25 protein-coding genes are annotated in these 24991 nt (G+C 70.5%); 13 read left to right on the top strand and 12 right to left on the bottom strand.

What is annotated here, in order from left to right:
• Positions 1 to 92 precede the first annotated feature (92 nt).
• Genes MKK60_RS06950 through MKK60_RS06970 form a run of 5 tightly spaced genes read right to left on the bottom strand, consistent with a single transcriptional unit; the run spans position 93 to position 4446 of the window.
• Entirely contained in the window at positions 93 to 458 is a 366-nt protein-coding gene (locus MKK60_RS06950) for a DUF6867 family protein (protein WP_147842262.1), read from the bottom strand.
• A gap of 4 nt (positions 459 to 462) precedes the next feature.
• A complete protein-coding gene (locus tag MKK60_RS06955) occupies positions 463 to 1266 on the bottom strand; it encodes an ABC transporter ATP-binding protein (protein ID WP_147725912.1) in 804 nt (267 codons plus the stop codon).
• A complete protein-coding gene (locus MKK60_RS06960) occupies positions 1263 to 2141 on the bottom strand; it encodes an ABC transporter ATP-binding protein (protein ID WP_147725913.1) in 879 nt (292 codons plus the stop codon). Before MKK60_RS06960 ends, MKK60_RS06955 begins: the two co-directional genes overlap by 4 nt.
• Positions 2141 to 3529: a high-affinity branched-chain amino acid ABC transporter permease LivM gene (gene livM, locus MKK60_RS06965; RefSeq protein WP_243984658.1), complete on the bottom strand. Its 1389-nt coding sequence runs from the start codon at positions 3527 to 3529 to the stop codon at positions 2141 to 2143. Before livM ends, MKK60_RS06960 begins: the two co-directional genes overlap by 1 nt.
• Positions 3529 to 4446: a branched-chain amino acid ABC transporter permease gene (locus tag MKK60_RS06970; protein WP_147842264.1), complete on the bottom strand. Its 918-nt coding sequence runs from the start codon at positions 4444 to 4446 to the stop codon at positions 3529 to 3531. The genes livM and MKK60_RS06970 overlap by 1 nt, the downstream gene beginning before the upstream one ends.
• 348 nt (positions 4447 to 4794) lie before the next feature.
• On the opposite strand from MKK60_RS06970, the gene MKK60_RS06975 reads away from it, so the two are divergent.
• Positions 4795 to 6072, top strand: a complete 1278-nt coding sequence (locus MKK60_RS06975; RefSeq protein ID WP_147725916.1) for a dicarboxylate/amino acid:cation symporter — start codon at positions 4795 to 4797, stop codon at positions 6070 to 6072.
• A 69-nt stretch (positions 6073 to 6141) separates the two neighbouring features.
• Positions 6142 to 7053 carry an amino acid ABC transporter substrate-binding protein gene (locus MKK60_RS06980; protein WP_147725917.1) on the top strand — a complete coding sequence of 304 codons (912 nt, stop codon included), beginning with the start codon at positions 6142 to 6144 and terminating at the stop codon, positions 7051 to 7053.
• A 401-nt stretch (positions 7054 to 7454) separates the two neighbouring features.
• On the opposite strand, the gene MKK60_RS06985 is transcribed toward MKK60_RS06980, so the two are convergent.
• The gene (locus MKK60_RS06985) at positions 7455 to 8474 is read right to left on the bottom strand and encodes a gamma carbonic anhydrase family protein (RefSeq protein WP_147842266.1); all 1020 of its coding nucleotides are present in this window, start codon (positions 8472 to 8474) and stop codon (positions 7455 to 7457) included.
• A 142-nt stretch (positions 8475 to 8616) separates the two neighbouring features.
• On the opposite strand from MKK60_RS06985, the gene MKK60_RS06990 reads away from it, so the two are divergent.
• Entirely contained in the window at positions 8617 to 9120 is a 504-nt protein-coding gene (locus MKK60_RS06990) for a molybdenum cofactor biosynthesis protein MoaE (RefSeq protein WP_243984660.1), read from the top strand.
• A gap of 58 nt (positions 9121 to 9178) precedes the next feature.
• Positions 9179 to 10345 carry an AI-2E family transporter gene (locus tag MKK60_RS06995; RefSeq protein ID WP_147842268.1) on the top strand — a complete coding sequence of 389 codons (1167 nt, stop codon included), beginning with the start codon at positions 9179 to 9181 and terminating at the stop codon, positions 10343 to 10345.
• 15 nt (positions 10346 to 10360) lie between these two features.
• Here the strand turns inward: MKK60_RS06995 and MKK60_RS07000 are convergent, their stop codons facing one another.
• On the bottom strand, positions 10361 to 11596 hold the full coding sequence (locus tag MKK60_RS07000; protein WP_243984662.1) for an amidase: 1236 nt from the start codon (positions 11594 to 11596) through the stop codon (positions 10361 to 10363).
• 208 nt (positions 11597 to 11804) lie between these two features.
• Here MKK60_RS07000 and MKK60_RS07005 point away from each other — a divergent pair, with 208 nt between their 5' ends.
• The 4 genes from MKK60_RS07005 to MKK60_RS07020 all read left to right on the top strand — a co-directional run bounded on the left by MKK60_RS07005 (position 11805) and on the right by MKK60_RS07020 (position 14989).
• Complete coding sequence (locus tag MKK60_RS07005) at positions 11805 to 12812, top strand: extensin family protein (protein ID WP_243936812.1); 1008 nt, start codon at positions 11805 to 11807, stop codon at positions 12810 to 12812.
• A 138-nt stretch (positions 12813 to 12950) separates the two neighbouring features.
• Complete coding sequence (locus tag MKK60_RS07010) at positions 12951 to 13418, top strand: hypothetical protein (protein WP_147842583.1); 468 nt, start codon at positions 12951 to 12953, stop codon at positions 13416 to 13418.
• Positions 13415 to 14077, top strand: coding sequence for a ribonuclease T2 (locus MKK60_RS07015; RefSeq protein WP_243984664.1), 663 nt, complete (start codon positions 13415 to 13417; stop codon positions 14075 to 14077). The genes MKK60_RS07010 and MKK60_RS07015 overlap by 4 nt, the downstream gene beginning before the upstream one ends.
• 66 nt (positions 14078 to 14143) lie before the next feature.
• Complete coding sequence (locus MKK60_RS07020) at positions 14144 to 14989, top strand: 23S rRNA (adenine(2030)-N(6))-methyltransferase RlmJ (protein WP_243984666.1); 846 nt, start codon at positions 14144 to 14146, stop codon at positions 14987 to 14989.
• A gap of 176 nt (positions 14990 to 15165) precedes the next feature.
• Here the strand turns inward: MKK60_RS07020 and MKK60_RS07025 are convergent, their stop codons facing one another.
• Positions 15166 to 17313, bottom strand: a complete 2148-nt coding sequence (locus MKK60_RS07025) for a sodium-translocating pyrophosphatase (protein WP_243984668.1) — start codon at positions 17311 to 17313, stop codon at positions 15166 to 15168.
• 278 nt (positions 17314 to 17591) lie between these two features.
• Here MKK60_RS07025 and MKK60_RS07030 point away from each other — a divergent pair, with 278 nt between their 5' ends.
• Positions 17592 to 18068, top strand: a complete 477-nt coding sequence (locus MKK60_RS07030; RefSeq protein ID WP_243984670.1) for a hypothetical protein — start codon at positions 17592 to 17594, stop codon at positions 18066 to 18068.
• Here MKK60_RS07030 and thiL read toward each other — a convergent pair.
• From thiL to ribH, 3 genes are read right to left on the bottom strand one after another with little or no spacing between them, the layout of a single operon-like run.
• A complete protein-coding gene (gene thiL, locus MKK60_RS07035; RefSeq protein ID WP_243984673.1) occupies positions 17988 to 18983 on the bottom strand; it encodes a thiamine-phosphate kinase in 996 nt (331 codons plus the stop codon). The genes MKK60_RS07030 and thiL overlap by 81 nt on opposite strands.
• Positions 18984 to 18990: 7 nt before the next feature.
• The gene (gene nusB, locus MKK60_RS07040; protein WP_147859651.1) at positions 18991 to 19461 is read right to left on the bottom strand and encodes a transcription antitermination factor NusB; all 471 of its coding nucleotides are present in this window, start codon (positions 19459 to 19461) and stop codon (positions 18991 to 18993) included.
• Positions 19462 to 19474: 13 nt separating this feature from the next.
• The gene (gene ribH / locus MKK60_RS07045; RefSeq protein ID WP_147727573.1) at positions 19475 to 19963 is read right to left on the bottom strand and encodes a 6,7-dimethyl-8-ribityllumazine synthase; all 489 of its coding nucleotides are present in this window, start codon (positions 19961 to 19963) and stop codon (positions 19475 to 19477) included.
• A 328-nt stretch (positions 19964 to 20291) separates the two neighbouring features.
• Between ribH and MKK60_RS07050 the strand changes: the two genes are divergently transcribed.
• The 4 genes from MKK60_RS07050 (at position 20292) to MKK60_RS07065 (ending at position 24637) form a co-directional block, all read left to right on the top strand.
• The gene (locus MKK60_RS07050; RefSeq protein WP_243984675.1) at positions 20292 to 21275 is read left to right on the top strand and encodes an ABC transporter ATP-binding protein; all 984 of its coding nucleotides are present in this window, start codon (positions 20292 to 20294) and stop codon (positions 21273 to 21275) included.
• A gap of 33 nt (positions 21276 to 21308) precedes the next feature.
• Positions 21309 to 22574, top strand: coding sequence for a PotD/PotF family extracellular solute-binding protein (locus MKK60_RS07055; protein ID WP_243984677.1), 1266 nt, complete (start codon positions 21309 to 21311; stop codon positions 22572 to 22574).
• A gap of 211 nt (positions 22575 to 22785) precedes the next feature.
• Positions 22786 to 23727 carry an ABC transporter permease gene (locus MKK60_RS07060; RefSeq protein ID WP_243984679.1) on the top strand — a complete coding sequence of 314 codons (942 nt, stop codon included), beginning with the start codon at positions 22786 to 22788 and terminating at the stop codon, positions 23725 to 23727.
• 19 nt (positions 23728 to 23746) lie between these two features.
• Positions 23747 to 24637 carry an ABC transporter permease gene (locus MKK60_RS07065; RefSeq protein WP_243984681.1) on the top strand — a complete coding sequence of 297 codons (891 nt, stop codon included), beginning with the start codon at positions 23747 to 23749 and terminating at the stop codon, positions 24635 to 24637.
• 110 nt (positions 24638 to 24747) lie between these two features.
• On the opposite strand, the gene MKK60_RS07070 is transcribed toward MKK60_RS07065, so the two are convergent.
• Positions 24748 to 24969, bottom strand: coding sequence for a hypothetical protein (locus tag MKK60_RS07070; protein ID WP_147726900.1), 222 nt, complete (start codon positions 24967 to 24969; stop codon positions 24748 to 24750).
• Positions 24970 to 24991 lie beyond the last annotated feature (22 nt).

Below are 24991 nucleotides of genomic sequence, written 5' to 3' on the forward strand. Positions count from 1 at the left end.
CTCATCTCAAATCCCCTTGGTTGTGATCTGAATTCGGACCGTCGGCGCCGGGCAAGAATCGTGCGCTCGGCACGCGCGCGCGCCGAATGCGATCACGGCCCGCCGGCCGCCGGCTCGCGTGTCCGCCACGTCAGCGGCGAAGTCCGCTCGTAGAGCCAGCGATACTGGGTCGTCATCTGCCGCGTCCGCGTCCAGCGGTAGCCCGCCGCGCCGACGATCATGACGACGATGGCGTCGACCGCATAGTATTGGGCTGACAAAAGCGTGCCGCCGAATAGCGCGAAGTGGATGAATCGCACCGCCGCCGCCACCGCGAGGAGCGCCGGCACGATCTGCCAGAACGGGCGCCATGCCTTGGCCAGGCCGCGGGCGGCCATCCACCCGGCCCAGCCGCCCATCGCGACGGTGACGAGGAGGAAGAGGCCGATCGACTCCTCTTCGTAGATCAGGCCCTGCATCGCGTCAGACCTCCACCGGGGCGCCGTGGCCGCCCTCGAGATAGGCGGCCTTGATCGCGGGGTCGGCGAGCAGCGCCCGGCCGGTGCCGCTCATGGTGATGCGCCCGTTGACCAGCACGTAGCCGCGATGCGCCAGCTTCAGCGCGTGGTAGGCGTTCTGCTCCACGAGGAAGATCGTCATGCCGTCGCGCCGGTTCAGGTCGCGCACCGCGTCGAAGATGCCCTTCACCACCAGCGGCGCGAGCCCGAGCGAGGGCTCGTCGAGCAGCAGGAGGCGCGGCCGGCTCATCAGCGCGCGGGCGATGGCCAGCATCTGCTGCTCTCCGCCGGACATGGTGCCGGCGCGCTGGGTCAGGCGCTCCTTCAGGCGGGGGAACAGGGCGCAGACGCGCTCCAGATCCTGGGCGAAGTACCGCCCGTCGTGGAGCGCGGCGCCCATCTGCAGGTTCTCGTGCACGCTCATGCGCGGGAAGACCCGGCGGCCCTCCGGCGACTGCGCGATCGCGAGCCGCGCGATCTCGTGGGTCGGCAGGCGGGTGATGTCGCGCCCGTCGTAGGTGATGGTGCCTTCGCGCGCCTGCGGCGCCCCGAAGATCGTCATCATCAGGGTCGACTTGCCGGCGCCGTTGGCGCCGATCAGCGTGACGATCTCGCCCTCGGTGACGTCGAGATCGACGCCGCGCAAAGCCGCGACGCTGCCGTAGTAGGTCGAGACGCCGCGCACCGCGAGCAGGGTCTTGGCCGGAGCCTTCCCGGCCGCGAGCGCCCGGGTCTCCTCCACGAGCACGTTGATCCCGGCGACGCTCAAGCCTCGACCTCCAGATGGGTGACGGTGAGGCCGACCTCCGCCTCGACGGCCTCGACCTCCTCGTCCTCGACGCCAAGATAGGCGGCGATGACGCGCGGGTCGGCCCGGACCTCGCCGGGGGTGCCGTCGGCGATCTTCACGCCGTAATCGAGCACGACGACGTGGTCGGAGATCTCCATCACCACGGACATGTCGTGCTCGATCAGCAGCACGGAGGTGTCGTGCGCGTCGCGGATGTGGCGCAGCAGCGCGTTGAGCTCGCCCGATTCGCGCGGGTTGAGGCCGGCGGCCGGCTCGTCGAGGCAGAGCAGCACCGGCTCGGTGCACATCGCGCGGGCGATCTCGAGCCGGCGTTGGGCGCCGTAGGGCAGATCGCCGGCGGGGTCATCGGCCCGCTCGATCAGGCCGATGCGGACGAGCCACTCCTTCGCCCGCTCGATCGCCGCGGCTTCGGCCCGGCGGTAGACCGGCAGGCCGAGCAGCCCGAGCACGGTCATGCCCGACGCCCGCATCAGCGGCGCGTGCTGGGCGACGAGAAGGTTCTCCAGCACCGTCATCCCCTGGAACAGGCGGATGTTCTGGAAGGTGCGCGCGACCCGGCCGATCCGGTTCACGGCATGGTTCGGCAGGCGCTCCAGCAGATGCTTCGAGCCGTCGGCATGGGCGAGCGTCAGCATCCCCTCGGTCGGCTTGTAGAAGCCGGTGATGCAGTTGAAGACGGTGGTCTTGCCGGCGCCGTTCGGCCCGATCAGCGCGGTGATGTCGCCGCGATGGGCCTGGAACGACAGGTCGCCGACGGCCGTCAGCCCGCCGAAGCGCATGGTCAGGTGGTCGACGGTCAGCACGGCGTCGGCGCGGGTGGTCGGCTCGGTCATCAGCCGTGGCCCTCGCTGACATGCGCGCCCGAGATCGCGCGGCGCTCGCCCAGCGCCACCGAGGGCGTTCGCTCCGAGATCAGCCCGCGCGGACGCCAGACCATCATCGCCACCATGGCGAGGCCGAACAGTAGCAGGCGGTACTCGTTCGGGTCGAAGCCCTGGCCGAAGATGGACTTCAGGAAGCCGAGGTTTCGCAGCATCTCGGGGCCGCCGACCATCGCCACCGCGGCGATGGCGACGCCGACCTGGCTGCCCATGCCGCCGAGCACCACGATCGCCAGGATGATCGCGCTCTCCAGGAAGTTGAAGCTCTCCGGGGAGATGAAGCCCTGGCGCACGGCGAAGAACGAGCCGGCGAAGCCGCCGAAGGCAGCGCCGAGGGCGAAGGCCGTCAGCTTCGTCGTGGTGGTGTTGATGCCGAGCGAGCGGCAGGCGATCTCGTCCTCGCGCAGGGCCTCCCAGGCGCGGCCGATCGGCAGCCGCCGCAGCCGCAGCGTCACGACGTTGGTGATCAGGGCCAGCGCGAGGATGAGGTAGTACAGGAACACGACCCGGTGCATCGAGTCGAAGGTCAGCCCAAAGCGGGCGGCGAACCCGTCCTCGCCCGCGGTGAAGGGGATGCCGAAGAAGGTCGCGCGCGGGATCGACGAGATGCCGGCGCCACCGCCGGTGACGTCGACCCAGTTGATCAGGACGAGGCGGATGATCTCGCCGAAGGCCAGCGTCACGATGGCGAGGTAGTCGCCGCGCAGGCGCAGCACGGGGAAGCCGAGCAGCATGCCCCACAGGGCGGCGAACAGGCCCGCGAGCGGCAGGCAGATCCAGAACGACAGGCCGAAGGTGGTGGAGAGCAGCGCGTAGGAGTAGGCGCCGACCGCGTAGAAGGCGACGTAGCCGAGATCGAGCAGGCCGGCGAGGCCGACGACGATGTTGAGGCCCCAGCCGAGCATCACGTAGGTGAGGATCAGGATGCCGAGGTCGATCCAGTAGCGTCCCTCCCCGAGGCTGCCGCTCGCGAGCGCGGCGACGACGGGCAGCGTCAGCGCCACGCCGATGAACAGCCACAGGGCCAGCATCGAGACCCGCTGCCCGGCATTCGGCATGCCGGCGACCGCTTCCGTCGCCTGGGACCGCGACGGCCTGAGCGCGCGGCGGGCGTCGCGGCGCATCAGGACCAATCGCTGCGCGAGGCGGGCCAGGAAGATCGCGGCGCAGAGCCCGGCGACGAGAACCCAGCGCGGCGTCAGCTCGAGCCCGCCGGTGGGGCCGGCATCGGTCCGGAAGCTGACCACGGGCACGCAGAGCGCGAAGGCTCCGAGCGCATAGAGGGCGGCATCCTTCAGGATGCCGGTGAGGCCGTCGGCCCCGCGGGTGGCAGCGGCCATCAGACCTTCTCGACCTCGGCGCGGCCGAGAATCCCCGACGGCATGAAGATGAGCACCACGGCGAGAATCGAGAACGCGGCCACGTCCTTGTACTCGATCGAGAAATAGGCCGACCAGAACGTCTCGATCAGCCCGATGATCAGGCCGCCCAGCACCGCGCCCGGCAGCGAGCCGATGCCGCCCAGCACCGCGGCAGTGAAGGCCTTCACGCCGGGCACGAAGCCGTCGGAGAAGGAGACCACGCCGTAATACATCAGGTAGAGCACGCCCGCGACGGCCGCGAGCGCGGCGCCGAGCACGAAGGTCAGCGAGATCGTGCGGTCGACGTCGATGCCCAGCAGCGCCGCCATCTTGCGGTCCTGCTCGCAGGCGCGCTGCGCCCGGCCGAAGGGCGTGCGTTGGACGAGGTACCAGAAGCCGGTGAGCAGCACCGCGGTCACCGCCATGATCAGGCACTGCTTGTAGGATAGGAACACCTGGAACCCGTCGGTCTCGAACAGGGTGATCCCGCCCGAGAGCATCGGCGGCAGCGGCTTGTTGCGCGCGCCCTGCGTCACCTGGACGAAGTTCGAGAGGAAGATCGAGACCCCGATCGCCGAGATCAGCGGCGCCAGCCGGAACGACCCGCGCAACGGCCGGTAGGCGACCCGCTCGATCGCCCAGCCCCAGAGCGCGGTCAGCACCATCGAGACGACGAGCACGATCAGGAAGGCCAGGGCGATCGAGGAGACGCCGAGCCAGGCGGTGAGGATCAGGAAGCCGATCAGCGCGATGAAGCTCGACACCATGAAGACGTCGCCGTGCGCGAAGTTGACCATGCCGATGATGCCGAACACCATCGTGTAGCCGATCGCGATCAGGCCGTAGATCGACCCGAGCGTCAGCCCGTTGATCAACTGCTGTACGAAGACATCCATCGCGTGTCCGTCTCTCTCGCCCGCGGCCGGCGGCGCATGGCGTATGGGGCAAGGCCGGGCAGGGCAAGTCCTGAACCGGCAGATCCCGGACGCGCAAGTCCCGTACCGCACGAGCGGCGCCGCCGCCACACCGTGCGACGCCCCTCAACCGCAACCGGCCGCGCCCGTGCCGGAGCATAGCCCTCGGCGCGACGAAAACGCCACGCCGGAAAATTCAATCCCCGCGAAAAACAAAAGTCGCGGACCCACGGATTAAGCCGTCCTGGCCGCTTGCGCATGGCGCGCTTCCTGCTTCACATTCGTTAACGCGAAGTCTCGTGCCGGCTCGCTTTCGCCCAGGAGTTCCCGATGACAGGTTCGCGGCTGACCACCTTGATCTTCGTCGGGATGCTGCTCGGCATCGTCGTCGGATACCTGTGCAGCATCACCTGGCCGGACCCGCAGACCTCCAAGGAGATCGCCGGCTACATCGCGCTGATCAGCGACATCTTCCTGCGGCTGATCAAGATGATCATCGCCCCGCTCGTGTTCTCGACCCTCGTCGTCGGCATCGCCCATCTCGGCGACACCGCCAGCGTCGGCCGCGTCGGCGGCAAGGCGCTGTTGTGGTTCGTCGGCGCCTCGTTCTGCTCGCTGATGCTCGGCCTCGTGCTCGTCAACATCATGCAGCCCGGCCACAACCTGAACCTGCCGCTGCCCGACGTCGGCGCCGGCACCGGCCTCAAGGCGGCCTCGCTGTCGCTGAAGGAGTTCGTCACCCACCTCGTGCCCAAGAGCGCGGTCGAGGCGATGGCCAACAACGAGATCCTGCAGATCGTCGTGTTCTCGATCTTCTTCGGCGTGGCGCTCGCCGCGCTCGGCGAGAAGGGCGCGTTCCTGGCCAAGGGCATCGAGGGCCTCGCCGACGTGATGCTCAAGGTCACCGGCTACGTGATGCTGTTCGCCCCCGTCGCGGTGTTCGCGGCGATCGCGGCGACGATCACCACGCAGGGCATCGGCGTGCTGGTGACCTACGGCAAGTTCCTGGTCGAGTTCTACATCGGGCTGGGCGTGCTCTGGGGCGCGCTCATGGGCGTCGGCTTCCTGCTGCTCGGCGGAGCCGGGATCAAGCGGCTGTTCAACCTGATCAAGGAGCCGTTCGTGCTCGCCTTCTCGACCGCGTCGAGCGAGGCGGCCTACCCGAAGATGCTGACCAACCTCGAGCAGTTCGGCGTGCCCAACCGCATCACCTCGTTCGTGCTGCCGATGGGCTACTCGTTCAACCTCGACGGCTCGATGATGTACTGCACCTTCGCGGTGATGTTCATCGCACAGGCTTACAACATCCCCCTCACCTGGGGTCAGCAGCTAACGATGCTGTTCCTGCTGATGGTGACCTCGAAGGGCATGGCCGGCGTGCCGCGCGCCTCGCTCGTCGTGATCTCGGCGACGCTGACGCAGTTCAACATCCCCGAAGCCGGGCTGCTGCTGATCATCGGCATCGACCAGTTCCTCGACATGGGCCGCTCGGCCACCAACGTGCTCGGCAACAGCATCGCCACCGTGGCGGTCGCCAAGTGGGAGGGGCAGCTCTCGACGAGCGACCAGCGCCTCGACCACGTCGGCGCCGTGGCGGCGGCCGAGTAGGCGGTCGTCCGATCCGGGGCCGGCCGCCGGTCCCGATCCCTTCCCGCTGCCCGGATCAGGAGTTTCGCGATGGCGTCAGGCACGGTGACGGCGGCGTTGGCGGCGGGGCTGCTGGCGATCGCGGGGCCTGCGGGCGCGGTCGACGTTCTCACCGGCTCCCTGAAGACCATCGCCGCGAAGGGCGAGGTGGTGATCGGCTATCGCACCAGCTCGGTCCCGTTCTCCTTCGTCGAGGGCAAGCAGGCCGACGGCAGCCCGCGCCCGATCGGCTACGCGATCGACCTCTGCGGCGAGATCGTCGACGAGATCGGCCGCGAGACCGGACGCACCGACCTGAAGGTGCGCTACGAGCCGGTGACCTCCGAGACGCGGTTCGCGGCGGTGTCCGGCGGCAAGGTCGATCTCGAATGCGGCTCCACCACCGCCAACGCCGAGCGCCGCCGCACGGTCGCGTTCTCGCCGGTGACCTTCATCAGCGCGACGAAGCTCCTCGTGGCCCGGGCCTCGCCGATCGCGTCCTATCGCGACCTCGGCGGCAAGAAGGTCGTGGTCACCGCCGGCACCACCAACGAGGCCGCCGTCCGCGACATCCTCGCCAAGCTCAAGCTGCAGGCCGAGATCCTGAGCGGAAAGGACCACGCGGAATCCTACGCCATGGTCAAGGACGGCCGCGCCGACGCCTTCGCCACCGACGACATCCTGCTCTACGGCCTGATCGCCAACGATTCCGCCGACGGCGCGAAGTACACGGTGCTGCCGGACAAGCTGTCGTTCGAGCCCTACGGCATCATGTTCCGCAAGGACGACCCGGAGCTGGCGGGCGCCGTCGCCGCGACCTTCGCGCGGTTGGCCGAAAGCCGCGAGCTGCGCTGGACCTACGAGCGCTGGTTCCTCAAGCGCCTGCCGAACGGCGAGCGGCTGAACGTGCCGATGTCCAACGACCTGCACACCAGCTTCCAGCTGATCGGGCTGGAGGATTGACGCGGCCTCGATGGCGGCTGGTCGCGTCGTCATTCACCGACGCGAGCGAACGAACGAGATGCGGGCACCTTTTCCGTCCAGGCTGACGTTGCGAAGAAATGACACGTGTCTCCCCTCCCCCCTCTGCGGGGGAGGGTGGCCCGCGCAGCGGGTCGGGAGAGGGGAGCGCGCTGTCCGGATACGGCGCTCCCCTCTCCCGACCCTCGCTGACGCGAGGCCCACCCTCCCCCGCAGGGGGGGGAGGGAAGGCGCGCTCTTCAGCGACCGTTTGTGATGTGCGACTATCGTAGGCGTGATGGGCCTGGGGCTTCTCGCCGTTCGAACCGGCACACGCGGACGCGTCAGGGCTCTCTCGAAGACCATGGCGCGTCTTCAATTATCGCGACGCGCGCGACGCAAGCTCACCCCTGCCCGGCCTCGGCCTTGCGGTACTCGCGCCCGTGCTCGCAGTAGCCCTCGACGATGCGCACCATCATCGCGCGCTTGTCGGCATCGAGCGGGCCGAGGATGCGGGCTGGGCGGCCGCCCCAGAGATAGCCGCCCTCGAGCAGCTGGCCGGGATCGGTGGTGGCCCCTGCGGCGAGCATGACGTCGTCGGCGATCACCGTGCCGGGCGCGACCGTCGCGCCGATGCCGATCAGCGAGCGGGCGCCGATGCGGCTGTCGCCGATGCGGACGTTGTGGCCGATCGTGGTGTCGCGGCCGATGACGACGCCCTCCCCTCGGGTGCGGATCACCGTGTTGTCCTGGATGTTGGTGTCGGCGCCGACCACGATCGGCCCGACCTCGGCATGGAGGTCGCACGAGAACAGCACGCTCGATCCGGCGCCGAGCCCGACGCGGCCGCGGATGCGGGCCGTGCTGGCGACGTAGACCGTCTCGTCGACCTCGGGCGGGTCGCCGGCGGCGACCGCGGCCGGATCGCCCGCGGCCTCGCGCAGGCGCTCGGCGCGCTCGTCGATCTCGGCCCGATCGATCGGGCGCTGCGGCTTGGCCGGGCTGCCGGCGTAGACGAAGCCGCCGGCGAGCTGGGCGCGCGGAAACACCGTCGCGCCGGCCTCGATCACGACGCCGTCGCCGACGCTCGCCCCGTCGAGGATCACCACGTCGTCCTCGATCACCACGTCGGACCCGACCGTGCAGGCATGAACCACGCTGTTGCGCCCGACCGTGACCCGGTCGCCGACGCGGGTGCCGTGGGTGAAGGTCGCGATGTGGACGGTGGAGCGGTGGCCGAGCCAGAACCGGTCGCCGAGCGTCACCGGCTGCCCGTCGGCGCGGATCACGCCGTCGTCGCCGATCCAGGCCTGGCTGCCGAGGCGGACGGCGCCGATCGCCGTGCTGCCGCGCCCGCACCAGACAGGGCGGCTCGCGAATTCCGGCAGGACGCCATCGTAGGGCAGGATCAGTTCAGGCGTCACGTCTTCGTCCTTCGGCGCGGATCGGCCGCCCCCCGCGGGGAGCGGGCCGATATGCCATATAGGCGCAGGCGGTGGCCGAGTCAGGCGCAAGCGTGTTTCGTCGTCACGCCGCCGTCACCCGCGTCGCCGCGATGAGAGACCGATGCCCGCTGCTTCCCTGCCCTCCGTCAGCATCCAGGCCGAGCCCTTCGACGTCGCCGCCGAGATCGACGCGCTGAACGCGCAGCTCGCCGGTCGCGCCGGCGCGGTCGTCACCTTCACCGGCCTGTGCCGCGACGAGGGCGGCCGGCTGACGGCGCTGGAGCTCGAGCATTATCCCGGCATGGCCGAAGCCGAAATCGGGCGCGTGGCGGCGGCAGCCGAAGCGCGCTGGCCGCTCCAGGCGGTCCGGGTGATCCATCGCTACGGCCGCGTCGCGCCGGGCGCGGGCATCGTGCTGGTGCTCACCGCATCGAGCCACCGCGTCGCGGCCTTCGAGGCGGCGAGCTTCCTGATGGACTACCTCAAGACGCGCGCCCCGTTCTGGAAGCGCGAGCATCTCGTCGACGGGACCACCGGCGGTTGGGTCGAGGCGGCGGAGGCGGACGACGCGGCCGCCGCGCGCTGGGCCGCGATCCTCGGTGCAGAGGCGGCGCCCGAGGGTTGACCCGGGCGGCGCGGGGGCGCTCGTGAGCGCCGACGCCGCACCAGTTTCGAAGGACGACATGGCCGAACCCAAGACCGAAGCGTTCGCCGGGCCCGTCGGCCCCTGGCGAGGGACGCTGCCGCTCGCCGCATCCGGCATCGCGGTGGTGTCGTTCGTGGCGCTGCTGGCGCTGGCCTGGATGTCGGTGGCGACGCTGTTCCTGGTCTTCGCCGGGGTGCTCCTCGGCGTCTTCCTCGACGGGCTGACCCGTGGCCTCGGCCACGTCCTGCCCCTGCCCCGCGGCCTGCGGCTGACGATCGCCAGCCTCGCGGTCGCGGCGGCGGCCATCGGCCTGATCGGCTTCGGCGGCGCGACCGTGGTGCAGCAGGGGCGCGACCTCGGCCAGACGATCAAGAGCCAGGCGGGCACGGTCACGTCGTGGCTGTCGTCCTACGGCATCGACCTGCCGATCCTCGACTCCGTCGGCGGGCCGGACGGCAAGGGCAAGGACGAGAAGCCCGCGCCCAAGGACGACGACAAGAAGCCGGAAGGCCTCGGCGGCCTCGCCTCGAGCGCGATCAAGAGCCCGGGCTCGCTCCTGTCGGATGCGGGCAACGTTCTGGGCCCGGCGGCGGCGGTGATCATCGGGCTGTTCAGCGCGCTCGGCAACGTGCTGGTGATCGTCTTCCTCGGCCTGTCCTTCGCCGCCGATCCGGCGAGCTACCGCGACGGGGTGCTGCGCTTCATCCCGCCCAGGAAGCGCGATCGCTGGTCGAAGGTGCTCGACGGGGCCGGCGAGACCCTGCGGCATTGGCTGTTCGGCCAGCTTATCACGATGACGGTGATCTTCCTGTGCATCTGGGGCGGCCTCGCCTTCCTCGGCATCGGCGGCTCGCTGATTCTCGGGCTCCAGGCCGGCCTGCTGGCCTTCGTGCCGACGGTGGGTCCGCTCGTCGCCGGCGTGATCATCCTGCTGGCGAGCCTCGCCTCGGGGGTGAACGCGCTGCTCGGCGCGCTCGGCGTCTACCTGCTGGTGCAGTGCCTGGAGAGCTACGGGCTGACGCCGTTCATCCAGAAGCGCGCCCTCGACATCCCGCCGGCGACGATCTTCGCCGGGCAGCTCGTGCTCGGCGTGATCTTCGGCCTGTGGGGCATCGCGCTGGCCCTGCCGATGATGGCGGTGATCAAGGTGCTGCTGGAGCAGCTCTACGTCGAGGACACGCTCGGCGAGGACGCCACCGTCTGACGCGCTGTGGGCGCCCTACCGTTCCAGAGCGCCCTCGATCATCGCGGCGACGGCGAGGGCCCGCCCGTCGTCGCCGAACCGGGCGATCACCTGCACGCCGACGGGCAGTCCGTCCCCCGGCACCGGCACGTTCACGCAGGGCACGCCCATCAGCGTCCACAGGCGGTTGAAGCGGGCGTCGCCCGTCGAGGCCAGCGTCCGCGGCGCGAAGCCGGGGGCCGAATAGGTCAGGATCGCGTCGAAATCCGAGAACAGCGTCTTCAGCAGGCGCCGCGCCCGGTGCGCCTTGCGGCGGGCGTCGTCGTAGGCGGCCGCGTCGAGCCCCTGCGCGGCGTCGAGCTGCGGACCGAGCCGCGGGCTCAGGGCGTCGCGATGGTGGGCGTATTCCCAGGCCAGCGCCTGGCGCGCCTCGAAATCCTGGATCGTCCCGTGGCTCTCGAACGCCGCGGCGAACTCCGCCGGCAGCGCGAAGTCGCGCACCAGCGCGCCCGCGCGCTCGGCCGCCTGCCGCGCACGGTCGAGCGCTCCTTGCGCCTCGGGCGCCGGGGCTTCGGCGTAGTCCTGCGTCACGACCATGACCCGCGGCGTGCCGGGCGCGGTGCCGCTGAGGTCGATCGCCGGACGGCCGGCGATCAGCGCCAGCGCGTGGGCGACGTCGCCGATGCCGGCCCCGAACAGGCCGAGCGTGTCGAGGGCCCACGAGAACGTCTTCACGCCCACCGTCGGCAGCAGCCGGAACGACGGCTTGATCGCGGCGCAGCCGCAGAAGCTCGCCGGCCGGATCACCGAGCCGCCGGTCTGGGTGCCGAGGGCCAACGGGAGCATCCCGGCCCCGACCGCGGCGGCGGAGCCCGCCGAGGAGCCGCCGGGCGTGTGATTCGAATCGTGCGGGTTCGTGGTCTCGGTCGGGTCGACGCTGGCGAAGGGCGAGGTCGTGGTCTTGGCCAGCGCCACCGCGCCCAGCGCCTGGAGCCGCATGACGATGGCGGCGTCGGCCTTCGGGCGCCAGCCGTCGTAGATCGGCGAGCCCATCTGCGTCGGCATCGCGGCGGTGTCGATGATGTCCTTGACGCCCACCGCGATCCCGGCGAGCGGCCCGGCATCGGTGACGGCGGGCGCGGCATCGGTGACGACGGTGGCGCGCACCACCGGATCGCGCGCGAGGATCGCCTCCTGCGACAGGCGGATCGCGCCCTCCGGCGTGAGGGTGCCGGCTTCGATGCGGCGGCGCAGGTCGACCAACGAGAGCATCACGCGTCCTTGACTTGAGGGCCCATCGCGAAGGCCGCCGGTTTCGGGGCGGGTCCGACGACGACCGCCGCGGGCGCCGGTGCAGGTTTCGTGCGCGGATGCGCGAAGGCCCGGCCGGCGGTGCCGGGGGCGTAGCACGCGCAAGGCCCCGCCGCGACGGCGGCAGCGTTAGCATCGCGTTTACGCGTCCGTGATCATTCTCCGCGTCATGTGGCGTAGCGTTCTCGCATTCTCCGCCCTTGCGCTGTTCGGCGCGGGGCTCACCGGCTGTGCGATCAACAAGTTTGAGCGCCGCGACGCCTGGCGCGACCAGGCGGAGCAGGTGTGCCTGGCCAAGAAGCTCGTCGAGCCGACCGAGTTCGTCGTCCCGTCCAAGGAGATCGACGGGCCCGGCCCCTGCGGCATGACGCAGCCGTTCCGGGTGACGCGGCTCGGCGGCGGCGCCGTGGTCCTGAAGCAGCGCATGACGCTCGGCTGCCCGGCGCTCGCGGAAGCCGAAGCCTGGCTCGCCGACACGATCCAGCCGGCGGCGAACCTGTATTTCGGCCAGCCGGTCGCCGAGATCAACGCCGGCTCCTACGCCTGCCGCGGGCGCAACAACCAGGTCGGCGCCAAGCTGTCCGAGCATTCCTTCGGCAACGCCATCGACGTGATGTCGTTCAAGCTCGCCGACGGCTACGTCATCACCGTCAAGGGTGGCTGGCGCGGCACGGAGGCCGAGCAGGGCTTCCTGCGCGAGGTCTTCATCGGAGCCTGCCAGCGCTTCACCACCGTGCTGGCGCCCGGATCCAACGTGTTCCACTACGACCACATCCACGTCGACCTGGCGCGCCACGACCCGCGCGGGCTGAAGCGGATCTGCCAGCCGCTGATCAAGTTCACGCCACAGCTCGGCTCGGACAGCCCGCGGCCGATGTCCCGCCCCCGCCCGCCCGAGCGCCAGCCGGCGCCGCCGCAGGCCCCGGTGGATATCGAGGAGGACGATCCCTACGGCGCGACGCCGATGTCCCGGGCCGCCAGCCCGACACAGGTCGCCCGCGCGCCCGCCCGGCCGGCGGCGCCCTCGGCCTACGCCTCGGCCCCGGCGCCGCGCCCGCTTCCGTCACGTCCCGCGCCCCGCGTCGCGGCGGCCTTGCCGGAGGAGGACGTGGGTGGCGGTTCCGAGGAGCCGCTCTCGCTCGCCGCGCCCGGGCTGGCGTCGGGGCCGATCTACTGAGCGTCACCCGGCCGGCGGGTGTGCCTCCCGTGCGCCACCGGCCCGCGAAAGCGTGGCCGGACGGGTCGTCCGGCTTGACTTGAGCGTGCCCCGGGCCATCGTCCCCGGATGCAGGACAACACGCGGAAAGCACCCGCCATGCGCTCGAACGCCGTCTCCGTCGCTTTGGGCGTCGGCCTCATCCTCGCCGGCTGCCTGCAGCCGGCCTTCGCCCGCTCGGCGCGGGAGGACATCGAGCCTTCCGAGGAGCGCGCCTTCCCCTTCGACGCCAACATCCCGGCCTGCCAGGATTCGAGCGTGCTGGAGAAGGTCTCGACGCAGTTCGCCGAGAAGGAGGCGAAGTTCTGGAACTCGTCCCTGACGATCGTAGCCTACGACACGATCGAGCGGACGGCGTGGCGACCGTGGGGCCTCGATTTCATCCCACGTCGATTCTGCACCGCGACCGCGACCACCTCGGACGGCGTCCGCCGCAAGGTCGACTACTCCGTGCGCGAGAGCCTCGGCATCATCGGCGCGACCTGGGGCGTCGAGCTCTGCGTCCACGGCCTCGACCGCGACCTGAGCTACGCCTACGCCACCGCCTGCCGCATGGCGCGCCCGTGACGCGCGCCGGCCTCGCCCTGGCGGCCCTGCTGGCCGCCGGAAGCGCGCAGGCGCAGGATTACGGCGGCTTCGGCCGCGGCGACGACACGCCCGGCGGCTTCGACCTCTACGTCCTGGCCCTGTCCTGGTCCCCGACCTACTGCGAGACCGCCGGCCAGCGCGACGACCGCCAATGCGCCGCCGGGCGCGGCCTCGGCTTCGTCGTGCACGGGCTGTGGCCGCAATACACCCGCGGCTACCCGCAGAACTGCTCGGCCGTGCAGCGCTCGCCGACGCCGCAGGCCATGGAGGTCGCCGGCCAGGTCTACCCGAGCGAGGGGCTCGCCCGCTACGAGTGGCGCAAGCACGGCACCTGCTCCGGCCTCGACCCGACCGCCTACTTCAACGCCGCCCGCACGGCGCGCCTGGCGGTGACCATCCCCGACGACCTCAAGACCTCGGGTTCGGAGCGCCGCCTGGCGCCGATCGAGATCGCGCGGCAGTTCGTGACCGCGAACCCCGGCTTGCGGCCGGACATGATGGCGGTGTCCTGCGCCCGCGGGCAGCTCCAGGACGTGCGGATCTGCTTCACCAAGGACCTGCGCGGGTTCGCCGCCTGCCCGGAGGTCGCGCGCGGCAATTGCCGCGCGCCCGAGATCACGGTCGGCGCCGCGCGCTGAGCCTTTTAGGCGGATTCGGGGTCCGACGGCTGGACCCGGGCCGCCGGATCCGCTTGATCGTCCGTCATGAACTATCGCCACGCCTTCCATGCCGGCAACTTCGCGGACGTGCTCAAGCACCTCTTGCTGACGCGGGTGCTCGCGCATCTCGGCCTCAAGCCGGCGCCCTATCGGGCGATCGACACCCATGCGGGCCTCGGCTTCTACGACCTTACCGCCGAAGAGGCCGGGCGCACCGCCGAGTGGATCGACGGCTGGGGACGCCTCGACGACCCGTTTCCGCAGGCCGTGGAGGACCTGCTCGCCCCCTACCGCGCCGCGGTCGCCGCGGTCCGGGCGCGCCACGGCGCCACCACCTATCCCGGCTCGCCGGCGCTGATCCGCGAGTTCCTGCGGGCCGAGGACCAGGGCGTGTTCGTCGAGCTGCATCCCGAGGACCACGCGGTGCTGCGCGAGCGCTTCAACGGTCACGCCCGCACCAAGGTGCTGCACCTCGACGGCTGGACCGCCCTCAACGCGATGATCCCGCCGCCCGAGCGCCGCGGGCTCGTCCTGATCGACCCGCCCTACGAGGTGCCGGGCGAGATCGACCGGCTCGGCGCCCATCTGGCCCGGGCGGTGGCGAAGTGGCCGACCGGCGTGTTCCTGGCCTGGTACCCGATCAAGAACCTCGCCGCCGTCGACCGCATGGTCGCCGCGCTGGACGGCGCCCTGACCCGCCCGGCGCTACGGCTCGACCTGATGATCGACCGGCCCGACGACACGCGGCTCACCGGCAACGGCCTGATCGTGGTCAATCCGCCTTGGCGCCTGGCGGAGGAAGCCGCGCTGTTCATGCCGGCCTTGGCCGAGCGCCTGGCCCGCGGCGCGTACGGCGCGTTTCGCTGCGAGGCGATCGGGACGGTTGCTTGAAGTCCGTCGGATCCGCCCCGCATCCGAGACCACACCTCATCCCGAGGTACCGCAGCGACGCGGAACCCTCCAAGGCGCCCTCCAGAGGCCGCCGAGCGGTCCGGAGGCCTCCTTCGAGGACCGATCGCGCGGCTACCTCAGGATGAGGAGGAAGATGGGATCGACCGGCATCGACCTCACGCATGCGCCAGGATCGCCAGCAGCAGCAATGCGATGATGTTGGTGATCTTGATTGCCGGGTTCACCGCGGGGCCGGCGGTGTCCTTGTAGGGGTCGCCGACGGTATCGCCGGTGACGGCCGCCTTGTGCGCGTCCGAGCCCTTGCCGCCGTGATGGCCGTCCTCGATGTACTTCTTCGCGTTGTCCCAGGCGCCGCCGCCCGAGGTCATCGAGATCGCCACGTAGAGGCCGGTGAGGATCACGCCGAGCAGGCTCGCGCCGACCGTGGCGAAGGCCTGGGACTTGCCCGCGACGAGCTGGATCGCGAAGAACAGCACGATCGGCATCAGCACCGGCAGCAGCGAGGGCACGATCATCTCGCGGATCGCCGCCCGCGTCAGCATGTCAACGGCGCGGCCGTAATCCGGCCGGTCGGTGCCGGCCATGATCCCCGGCTTCTCCCGGAACTGGCGGCGGACCTCCTCGACCACGGCGCCGGCCGCCCGGCCCACGGCCGTCATCGCCATGCCGGCGAACAGGAACGGGATCAGCCCCCCGATCAGCAGGCCGACGACGACGTAGGGGTTGGACAGCGAGAAATCGACCGTGACGCCCTTGAAGAAGCGGTACTGCGTGTCGCTGGCGTTGGCGATGAAGTAGTCGAGGTCCGAGGTGTAGGCCGCGAACAGCACCAGCGCCCCGAGGCCGGCCGAGCCGATCGCGTAGCCCTTGGTGACCGCCTTGGTGGTGTTGCCGACGGCGTCGAGGGCGTCGGTGGACTTGCGGACCTCGGAGGGCAGGCCCGCCATCTCGGCGATGCCGCCGGCATTGTCGGTGACCGGGCCGAAGGCGTCGAGCGCCACGATGAAGCCGGCGAGCGCCAGCATCGCCGTGACCGCGATGGCGATGCCGAACAGCCCCGCCAGCGCATAGGTGGAGATGATGCCGCCGACGATCACGAGGGCCGGAAGCGCGGGCGATTCGAGCGAGACCGCGAGGCCCTGGATCACGTTGGTGCCGTGCCCGGTGACCGAGGCGTCGGCGATCGACTTCACCGGGCGGAAGTTCGTGCCGGTGTAGTACTCGGTGATGACCACGATCAGCGCGGTGATCGCGAGGCCGATCACCGCGCAGCCGAGCAGCCCGCCCGACGTGAAGCTGACGCCGGTGGAGGTGGTGAAGCGCGTCGCGAAACCGCCGAACAGGGCGAGGTTGACGGCGGCGATGGCCCCGACCGAGAGCACGCCCGCGGTGATCAGGCCCTTGTACAGCGCCCCCATGATCGACTGGTTCGACCCGAGCCGCACGGCGTAGGTGCCGGCGATCGAGGTGAGGATGCAGGCCGAGCCGATGGCCAGCGGATAGATCATCATCGCCTCGAGCACGTTGCGGCCCGCGACGTCGACCTGCCCGCCGAAGAAGATCGCCGCGAGCACCATCGTGGCGACGACGGTGACGGCGTAGGTCTCGAACAGGTCGGCCGCCATGCCGGCGCAATCGCCGACGTTGTCGCCGACGTTGTCGGCGATGGTGGCGGGGTTGCGCGGGTCGTCCTCCGGGATCCCCGCCTCGACCTTGCCGACGAGGTCGCCGCCGACGTCGGCGCCCTTGGTGAAGATGCCGCCGCCGAGGCGGGCGAAGATCGAGATCAGAGAGGCGCCGAAGCCGAGCGCGACGAGCGCGTCGATGACCTCGCGGCTGGCCGGCGGCAGGCCGGCCCCGCGGGTGAGATAGAGGTAGTAGAAGGCGACGCCGAGCAGCGCGAGCCCCGCGACCAGCATGCCGGTGACGGCGCCCGACTTGAACGCGACCTCGAGGCCGCCGCCGAGCGACGTCGAGGCCGCCTGCGCCGTGCGCACGTTGGCACGCACCGAGACGTTCATGCCGATGAAGCCGGCCGCCCCGGACAGGACCGCGCCGATTAGGAAGCCGATGGCGACCTTGATCCCGAGGAAGAAGGCCAAAGCCGCGAACAGCACGACGCCGACGAGGCCGATGGTGGCGTATTGGCGCTTGAGGTAGGCCTGCGCGCCCTCGGCGATCGCGGCGGCGATCTCCTGCATGCGCTGCGTGCCGGCGTCCCGTCTCATCACGTCGTTGATCGTCACGATGCCGTAGGCGACGGCGCACAGCCCGCCCAGGATGATCAGCAGCAAAGCGGTCATGCACCCGTCCCTTGTTCTCGTGATGCCTGGCGTCGGCTTGATGTTGTCGAGCTTGGCCCTTGGGCCCGGACGAACGGCTCGGATTCGGCATTCCTTCCCAGAAGTGCGAGACTTGATTGCCAAACTTCGCGGTCGAGCGCAAACGCCACTTTTGTATTTCGACACGAGATCTTGCTGCAACGCAGCAATGAGCATTGAATTCTGATTTGCGGCCTGCCCGCTCATCGTTGGCCGGGTTTTGTGCGTGGTGCGATCCGGACCCCGCGACGCGCGGCGGGATGCACGTTTACCGGCCGTTAACCATGACGAACACTACCTTCGGTTGCATCAACGAAGGGTGCTCGACGATGAGTGGCGATCAGGTGGCGAAGCTCGCAGCGACGATCGAGGTGCTGACGAACGCGGTGCAGTTCTTGGTGGCGGAACGTGTCAGCATGCAGCCGCCGTCCGTGCACGGCGCGCTGCTTCAGGTCCTCCAGCGCTCGCTCTCCGCCCCGGCGGAGCGGGACGATGCGCATCCCGGCGGCACGGCGGTGCAGCGGGCCGAACTCGCCCATTGGACGCCGGTCATCGCCGCCACCATGATCGACGACGTCCGGCGCCAGCTCGGCCGCGAGCCCGAGGGCTCGCCGCACGACACGGCGCCTCAGGCCCGGACGGTCTCCGAGACCTTCTCAGAAATGGCTGAACGCGCCCGCCGCGAAAACGCGCGTGGCTCCGTCGACACCCTGAAAGCCGGGCCGTCCGCTGCCTGAGGCGACGGTGCCGAGGACCGCGACCGGCACGCCCGCGAGCGAGGCCGCCTGGCGGAACGCGTCGAGGTCGTCGGGCGCCACGGTGCAGAGGATCTCGTAATCGTCGCCGCCGGTGATGGCGACGTCGAGCAGGTCGGGCCTCCCATCGACGACGCGGGCGGCGGCTTGCGAGAGCGGGACGGCCGCGGTGTCGATCGTCGCCGTCGCGCCGGCACCGGCCAGCATCTTGGCGAGGTCGCCGGCGAGCCCGTCGGACACGTCCATCGCCGCGGTCGCGAAGCGCAGCACCGCGGCGGCGAGGGCCAGCCGCGGCCGCGGGTGCAGGTAGCGGTCGGCCAGATGGCTGCGCGATGCGCCATCGAGCGCCCGGACCCATTCGGCATCCGGCTCGAGCCGCATCCGCAGGCCGAGCGCCGCGTCGCCGATGGTGCCGCTGACGCAGATCCGGTCGCCGACCCGCGCCGTGGTACGGCGCACGATGCGCCCCGCGGGGACTTCGCCGATCGCGGTGATGCCGATCAGCGCCGGACCGCCCGACCGCACCGTGTCGCCGCCGAGCAGCGGGCAGCCGGACGCCCGGCTCGCCTGCCCGAGCCCTTCGGCGAAGGCGGCGAGCCACGCCTCGGTCCAGTCCGCCGGCAAAGCCAGCGTGAGCAGGAAGCCGCGCGGCGCGGCGCCCTTGGCGGCGATGTCGGAGAGGTTCACCCCGAGCGCCTTGCGCGCGAGCGAGCCGGGCGGGTCGTCGGGAAAGTAGTGGACGCCGGAGACGATCGCGTCGGCGGTGAGCACGAGGTCGTGGCCGGGGCTCGGCGCGAGGCTCGCCGCATCGTCGCGCAGGCCGTCGGCGCCGGGGCCGGCGAGCGGCGCGAAGTAGCACGCGATCAGCGCGTCCTCGGTCGGGCGCGATGCGCTCACCGGACGCTCACCCCTGCTTGGCGCCGGCCAGTTCCGCCGCGCGGGTCTGGCGCGCGACCTTGTCGAGGACGGCGTTGACCATGCCCGGCTCGTCGCCGGTGTAGAAGCTGTGGGCGACGTCGACGTATTCCGAGATGGCGGCGCGGGCCGGAACGTCGCGGCGGAACATCAGCTCGTAGGTGCCGGCGCGCAGGATGGCGCGCAGCACCACCTCGATGCGCTTGAGCGGCCAGCCCTGGCTCAGCGCCTGGTCGATCTGCGGATCGATCGCGCGCTGCTCCTCCACCACGCCGCGCAGCAGGTCGCGGAAGAAGGCCGGCTCGGCCGCCGGGTGCAGCACGCCGTCGATCTCCTTGCCGAGCCAGAAGGTCTCGAACTCGGCGAGCGCGTCGAGCACGCCCTTGCCGGAGATCTCCATGTCGTAGAGCGCCTGCACCACGGAGAGCCGGGCGCCGCTGCGCGGATTGATCTTGGTCATGATCGTCAGGCTCTCATGCAGCGGCGGCCGCGCGTTTGAGCGCCAGCACCGCGAGTGCCGCCTCGGCCGCGCCGCCGCCCTTGTTCATCTCGGAGACGCGGGCACGGGCCTGGGCCTGAGCCTCGTTCTCCACCGTCAGGATGCCGTTGCCGAGCGGCAGGCGCAGGTCGACGGACAGGTCCATCAGCGCGCGCGCGCTCTCGCCGGCGACGATGTCGTAATGCCCGGTCTCGCCGCGGATGACGCAGCCCAGAGCCACCACGGCGTCGTAGGGCGTGCCGGCCGTCTCGGCCGCTGCGAGCAGGATCGCCACCGTCGCCGGGATCTCGAGCGCGCCCGGCACCGTCACGACCGTCGCCTCGGCCTCGGCCGCCGCGATGGCGGCGCGGGCGCCTTCGAGCAGGTCGTCGGACAGGCCGTCGTAGAAGCGCGCCTCGACCACGAGGACCCGGGCGCCGGGCGTTTTCGGGGACGCGGGCGCGTCCTTGCGTTCGATGTACATGGGACTCGTGGGACTCCGGCGGACCCGCCGCGCGGGCGGCGGGCGCTGACCGACGCGCCGTCTCAGGCCGTCTCGCATCCAGGGTGTTCGGGGCAGCGAGGGTTAGACCGAAGCGGCCGCCGCCACAAGCGCGCCCGCACGGGGCCGCCTGCGGGCAGGGCATCGCTTCCATGCGCCCGGGTCCATGCGACCGAGTGCATATGCCCGATTTCCCGGGCCCGAGCGCGACGCGGCAGGCGGCGCATCGTTTTCCCGGCATCGGCGTGGCCAGGATGGCCCGCGGCTTGCTCCCCGGTTTCGCCGCAGGGGTGCCGTGCGAAGGAACCGCATGAACGTCGAGCTGATCGGGCTGACCAAGCGATACGGCGCGACCATCGCCGTCGATGCGATCGACCTGAAAATCCCGTCGGGCGCCTATTGCTGCCTGCTCGGCCCGTCGGGCTGCGGCAAGACCACGACGCTGCGGATGATCGGCGGCCACGAGGTGGTCAGCGCCGGCGAGGTCGTGATCGGCCCGCGCGCCGTCGGTGACGCGCCGCCCGCGGAGCGCGGCACGGCGATGATGTTCCAGAGCTACGCGCTGTTCCCGCACCTGACCTGCCGGGACAACGTCGCGTTCTCGCTCAAAATGCGCGGCGTCGCGAAGGCCGAGCGCCGCGCCAAGGCCGACGCGATGCTCGACCTCGTGCAGATGGGGCACCTCGCCGACCGGCTTCCGGCGCAGCTCTCGGGCGGGCAGCAGCAGCGCGTGGCGCTCGCCCGCGCGCTGGTCACCGGCCCGAAGGTGCTGCTCCTCGACGAGCCGCTTTCGGCCCTCGACCCGTTCCTCCGGGTGCGGATGCGGGTGGAGCTCAAGCGCATCCAGGCCGAGCTCGGCCTCACCTTCATCCACGTCACCCACAGCCAGGAGGAGGCGATGGCGCTCTCCGACCTCGTCGTGGTGATGAACGGCGGCAAGATCGAGCAGGCCGGCGACCCGCGCACGGTGTTCGAGCGGCCGGCCTCGGCCTTCGTCGCCCGCTTCATCGGCGGCCACAACGTCATCGCCCTGCTCGAGGGCAAGGTCGCGGTGCGCGCCGACCGGATGCGGCTCGGGGCCGAGGCCGGCGATGGCGCCGTGCAGGCCCGCGTCCTCGCGGTCGAGTACCAGGGCGCCAGCGTGCAGGTGGCGCTCGAGGCGGACGGGATGACCGAGCAGGGCGGGCTGAGCGCGGTCGTCGACGACGCGACCTTCGCCGGCCGCCCGCTGGCGCCGGGCGACCGCGTGGCGCTCGGCTGGGACCCCGCCGCCGCGCACCGCCTCGATGCCTGACGCGACCGGCATCAAGAAAAGAAAGGGACGACGATGACTGACGGCATCAGATTCACGCGGCGCACGCTGCTCCAGGGAGCCGGCACCGCCCTCGCGGCCGGGCCGATCACCGGGTTTCCCGCCGTCCACGCGGCCGAGCCGGTGACGCTGCGCTACCTCGGCACCGCCGTGAACCAGTCCGGCGACATCGGCCGGAAGGTGAAGGAGGATCTCGGGATCACGATCGAGTACATCCCGGTCGTCACCGACGAGGTGACGAAGCGCGCGGTGACGCAGCCGAACTCCTTCGACCTGATCGACACCGAGTTCTTCAGCCTGAAGAAGATCGTCCCCTCGGGCAACATCCTCGGTATGGATGCGCGCCGGATCAAGAACGCCGACAAGATCACCCCGATTTTCACCAAGGGCGAGATCGCCGGCAAGGCGATCGGCGACCAGGGCACCGCGCCGAAGAAGGTGTTCTACCTCGAAGGCCAGACGGGCAAGACCTTCGCGTCGTCGCCGACCGAGTGGATCACCCTGATCCCGACAACCTACAACGCCGACACGCTCGGCATCCGCCCGGACCTGATCAAGCGCCCGATCACCAGCTGGAAGGAGCTGCTGAACCCGGAGTTCAAGGGCCGCGCCTCGATTCTCAACATCCCCTCCATCGGCATCATGGACGCGGCGATGGTGGTGGAGGCCACCGGCGACTACACCTACGCCGACAAGGGCAACATGACGAAGGCGGAGATCGACCGCACGATCAAGCTGCTGATCGAGGCCAAGCGCGCCGGCCAGTTCCGCGCCTTCTGGCAGGACTTCAACGAATCCGTGAACCTGATGGCGTCCGGCGAAACGGTGATCCAGTCGATGTGGTCGCCCGCCGTCACCAAGGTGCGCACGCAGGGGGTCGCCTGCACCTATCAGCCGCTGAAGGAAGGCTACCGCGCCTGGGCCACGGGCTTCGGCCTGCCGAAGACGCTGACCGGCCGCAAGCTCGACGCGGCCTACGACTTCGTCAACTGGTTCCTCTCCGGCTGGGCCGGCGCCTACCTCAACCGCCAGGGCTACTATTCCGCCGTGCCCGAGACCGCCAAGACCCAGATGGAGCCCTACGAGTGGGCCTACTGGATGGAGGGCAAGCCCGCCGAGAAGGACATCCACGGCCCCGACGGCGGCCTGCTCGAGAAGGCCGGCGCCACCCGCGACGGCGGCTCGTTCGAGGCCCGCATGGGTGCGGTCGCCTGCTGGAACGCGGTCATGGACGAGAACACCTACATGGTCCGCAAGTGGAACGAGTTCATCGCGGCGTGAGGACGATGGCTGCGCCGCGCCCCTCGTTCGCCGATGCCATGGTGCTCACGCACTTCGGCATGTCGTCTATGCATGGATCGTCCGAAGCACCGCCCTGCCCCCTCTCCCGTCCGGGAGAGGGAACTCGCGACTCGAGGACAGGCGCCGTGGAACCGGTCGCCCGCGGACGCGGAAGGGAACGGCGCCCGCTGCATCGGTCGGAGGGCTCGCGATGAGCGACGTTGCGCTTCCCGCCGTCGCCGACGTGCCGGCGAATTCGGTTCGGGCCGAGGCCGCCCCGGCCCGCCGCCGGCGGCCCCTCGCCTATCTCCAGGCCGCGCCGATGGCGCTGGTGTTCCTGGTCTTCCTCGCGATCCCGCTCCTGCTGACGCTGATGGTCAGCTTCTGGGAGTACAACGAGTACGAGATCATCCCGGCCTTCACCCTGCAGAACTACCGCGACGTGTTCGAGGGCTGCGGCAACCTCGCCGACCCGTGCACCACGGCGCGGACCTATCTCTCGACCCTCAAGTTCTGCGCGCTGACGCTGGCCTTCACGCTGCTGATCGGGTTCCCGGTCGCGTACTTCCTCGCCTTCCACGTCCGTTCGCGCACCGTGCAGATGGGGCTGTTCCTGCTGTGCACGATCCCGTTCTGGACCTCGAACGTGATCCGCATGATCTCGTGGATTCCGCTGCTCGGGCGCAACGGCCTCGTCAACGACACCCTGCAGGGGATGGGCGTGATCGGGAGCCCGATCGAGGGTCTGCTGTACTCGGACTTCTCGGTGACCTTGGCTTTCGTGCACCTCTACACGGTCTTTATGATCGTGCCGATCTTCAACAGCATGGCGCGGATCGACCGGTCGCTGATCGAGGCGGCCTACGATGCCGGGGCCACGGGGTGGCAGACGCTGTGGAGCGTGATCGTTCCCCTGTGCAAGCCGGGCATCGCCATCGGGACGATCTTCGTGCTCACCCTCGTGATGGGCGACTTCGTCACCGTCGGCGTGATGGGCGGCCAGCAGATCGCGTCGGTCGGCAAGGTGATCCAGGTGCAGATGTCGTACCTGCAGTTCCCGGCCGCGGCCGCCAACGCCGTGGTGCTGCTCGCCGCCGTGCTGATGATGATCCTCGGGCTCACCCGGGTGATCGACCTGCGGCGGGAACTCTGACCATGACGGAGCCTTCGGCGTGAGCGATCGTCCCCGAGGCCTGGCCTTCGCCGCGCTGGCCGCGTTCTTCGCGCTCTACGTGCTGTTCCTCTACGGCCCGACCCTGACGATCCTGGCGCTGAGCTTCCAGGGTCCGCAGGGCGGCCTGACGTTTCCGATGAACGGCGTCTCGACGCACTGGTTCGCCAAGCTCTGGGCCGGCGGCGGCATCGTCGACATCTGGGCGGCGTTCGGGCGCTCGCTCCGCCTCGGCTTCGTGGTGATGGCGCTCACCGTCGTCCTGGCGTTCATCGCGGGCCTCGCCTTCCGCAAGGGCTTTCGCGGCGCCAACGCCTTGTTCGCCATCGCGGTCGCCAGCCTGATCGTGCCCTCGATCGTGGTCTCCCTCGGGATCGGCCTCGAGTTCCGTCTGGTCGACGACGCGATCAACGCTTTGGCGGCCGCCACCGGCTGGGGATGGCTGCAGGACCACGGCACCGCCATGGGGCTCTACACCTCGGCGCTCGGGGCGCACCTGACCTGGACGCTGCCCTTCGGCCTTCTCATCATGTTCGCGGTCTTCAACCGGTTCGATCCGGCCTACGAGGAGGCCGCCCGCGACCTCGGCGCGACCGGAGCGCAGACGCTGCGCCACGTCGTGGTCCCGATCCTGGCGCCGGCCCTGGTCGGCGTCGCCCTGTTCGGCTTCACCCTGTCCTTCGACGAGCTCGCCCGCACCAGCCAGGCGATCGGCGGGCGCAACACCCTGCCGCTCGAGCTCCAGGGTCTCACCACCACGGTGACGACGCCGGAGATCTACGCGCTGGGAAGCCTGACGACGGCGGTGTCGGCCGTGGTGATCGGCACGGCGCTCGCGGCGAGCCTGTGGCTGCAGCGCCGCCGGGCCCGCCGCAGCCTGGCGCTGCCGTAGCGGCTCGTCCGCGATCGCGCGATGCCTTCGGGATCGTACGTTCAGCCCCCGCGAACGCGACGCGCGGGCTTGCTGATACGTCCGGCCGCTCCGATCGCGCCAAGGGCCGATCAGTCGGTGCCGGCCGGCTCCTCGCCGGAGCCGACGAGCGTCAGGCGCGGGGTCGAGGCCTTGCGCTCGGCGGTCTCGATCAGGCGAAGGCTCGTCGCCTGGCGGCTCTTCTTCAGGTCCTCGGCGATCTCGCTCGTGTTTCCGGAGATCCGCTTGGCGCGCTTGTCGTATTCCGCCATCGAAACGACGGAGGAGTCACCGGTCTCGGGGATGCGCGCCATGTCCACCTCGAAGGAAGAGACC

The organism is Methylobacterium sp. J-092 (assembly GCF_022829325.1).
Classification (GTDB): Bacteria; Pseudomonadota; Alphaproteobacteria; order Rhizobiales; family Beijerinckiaceae; genus Methylobacterium.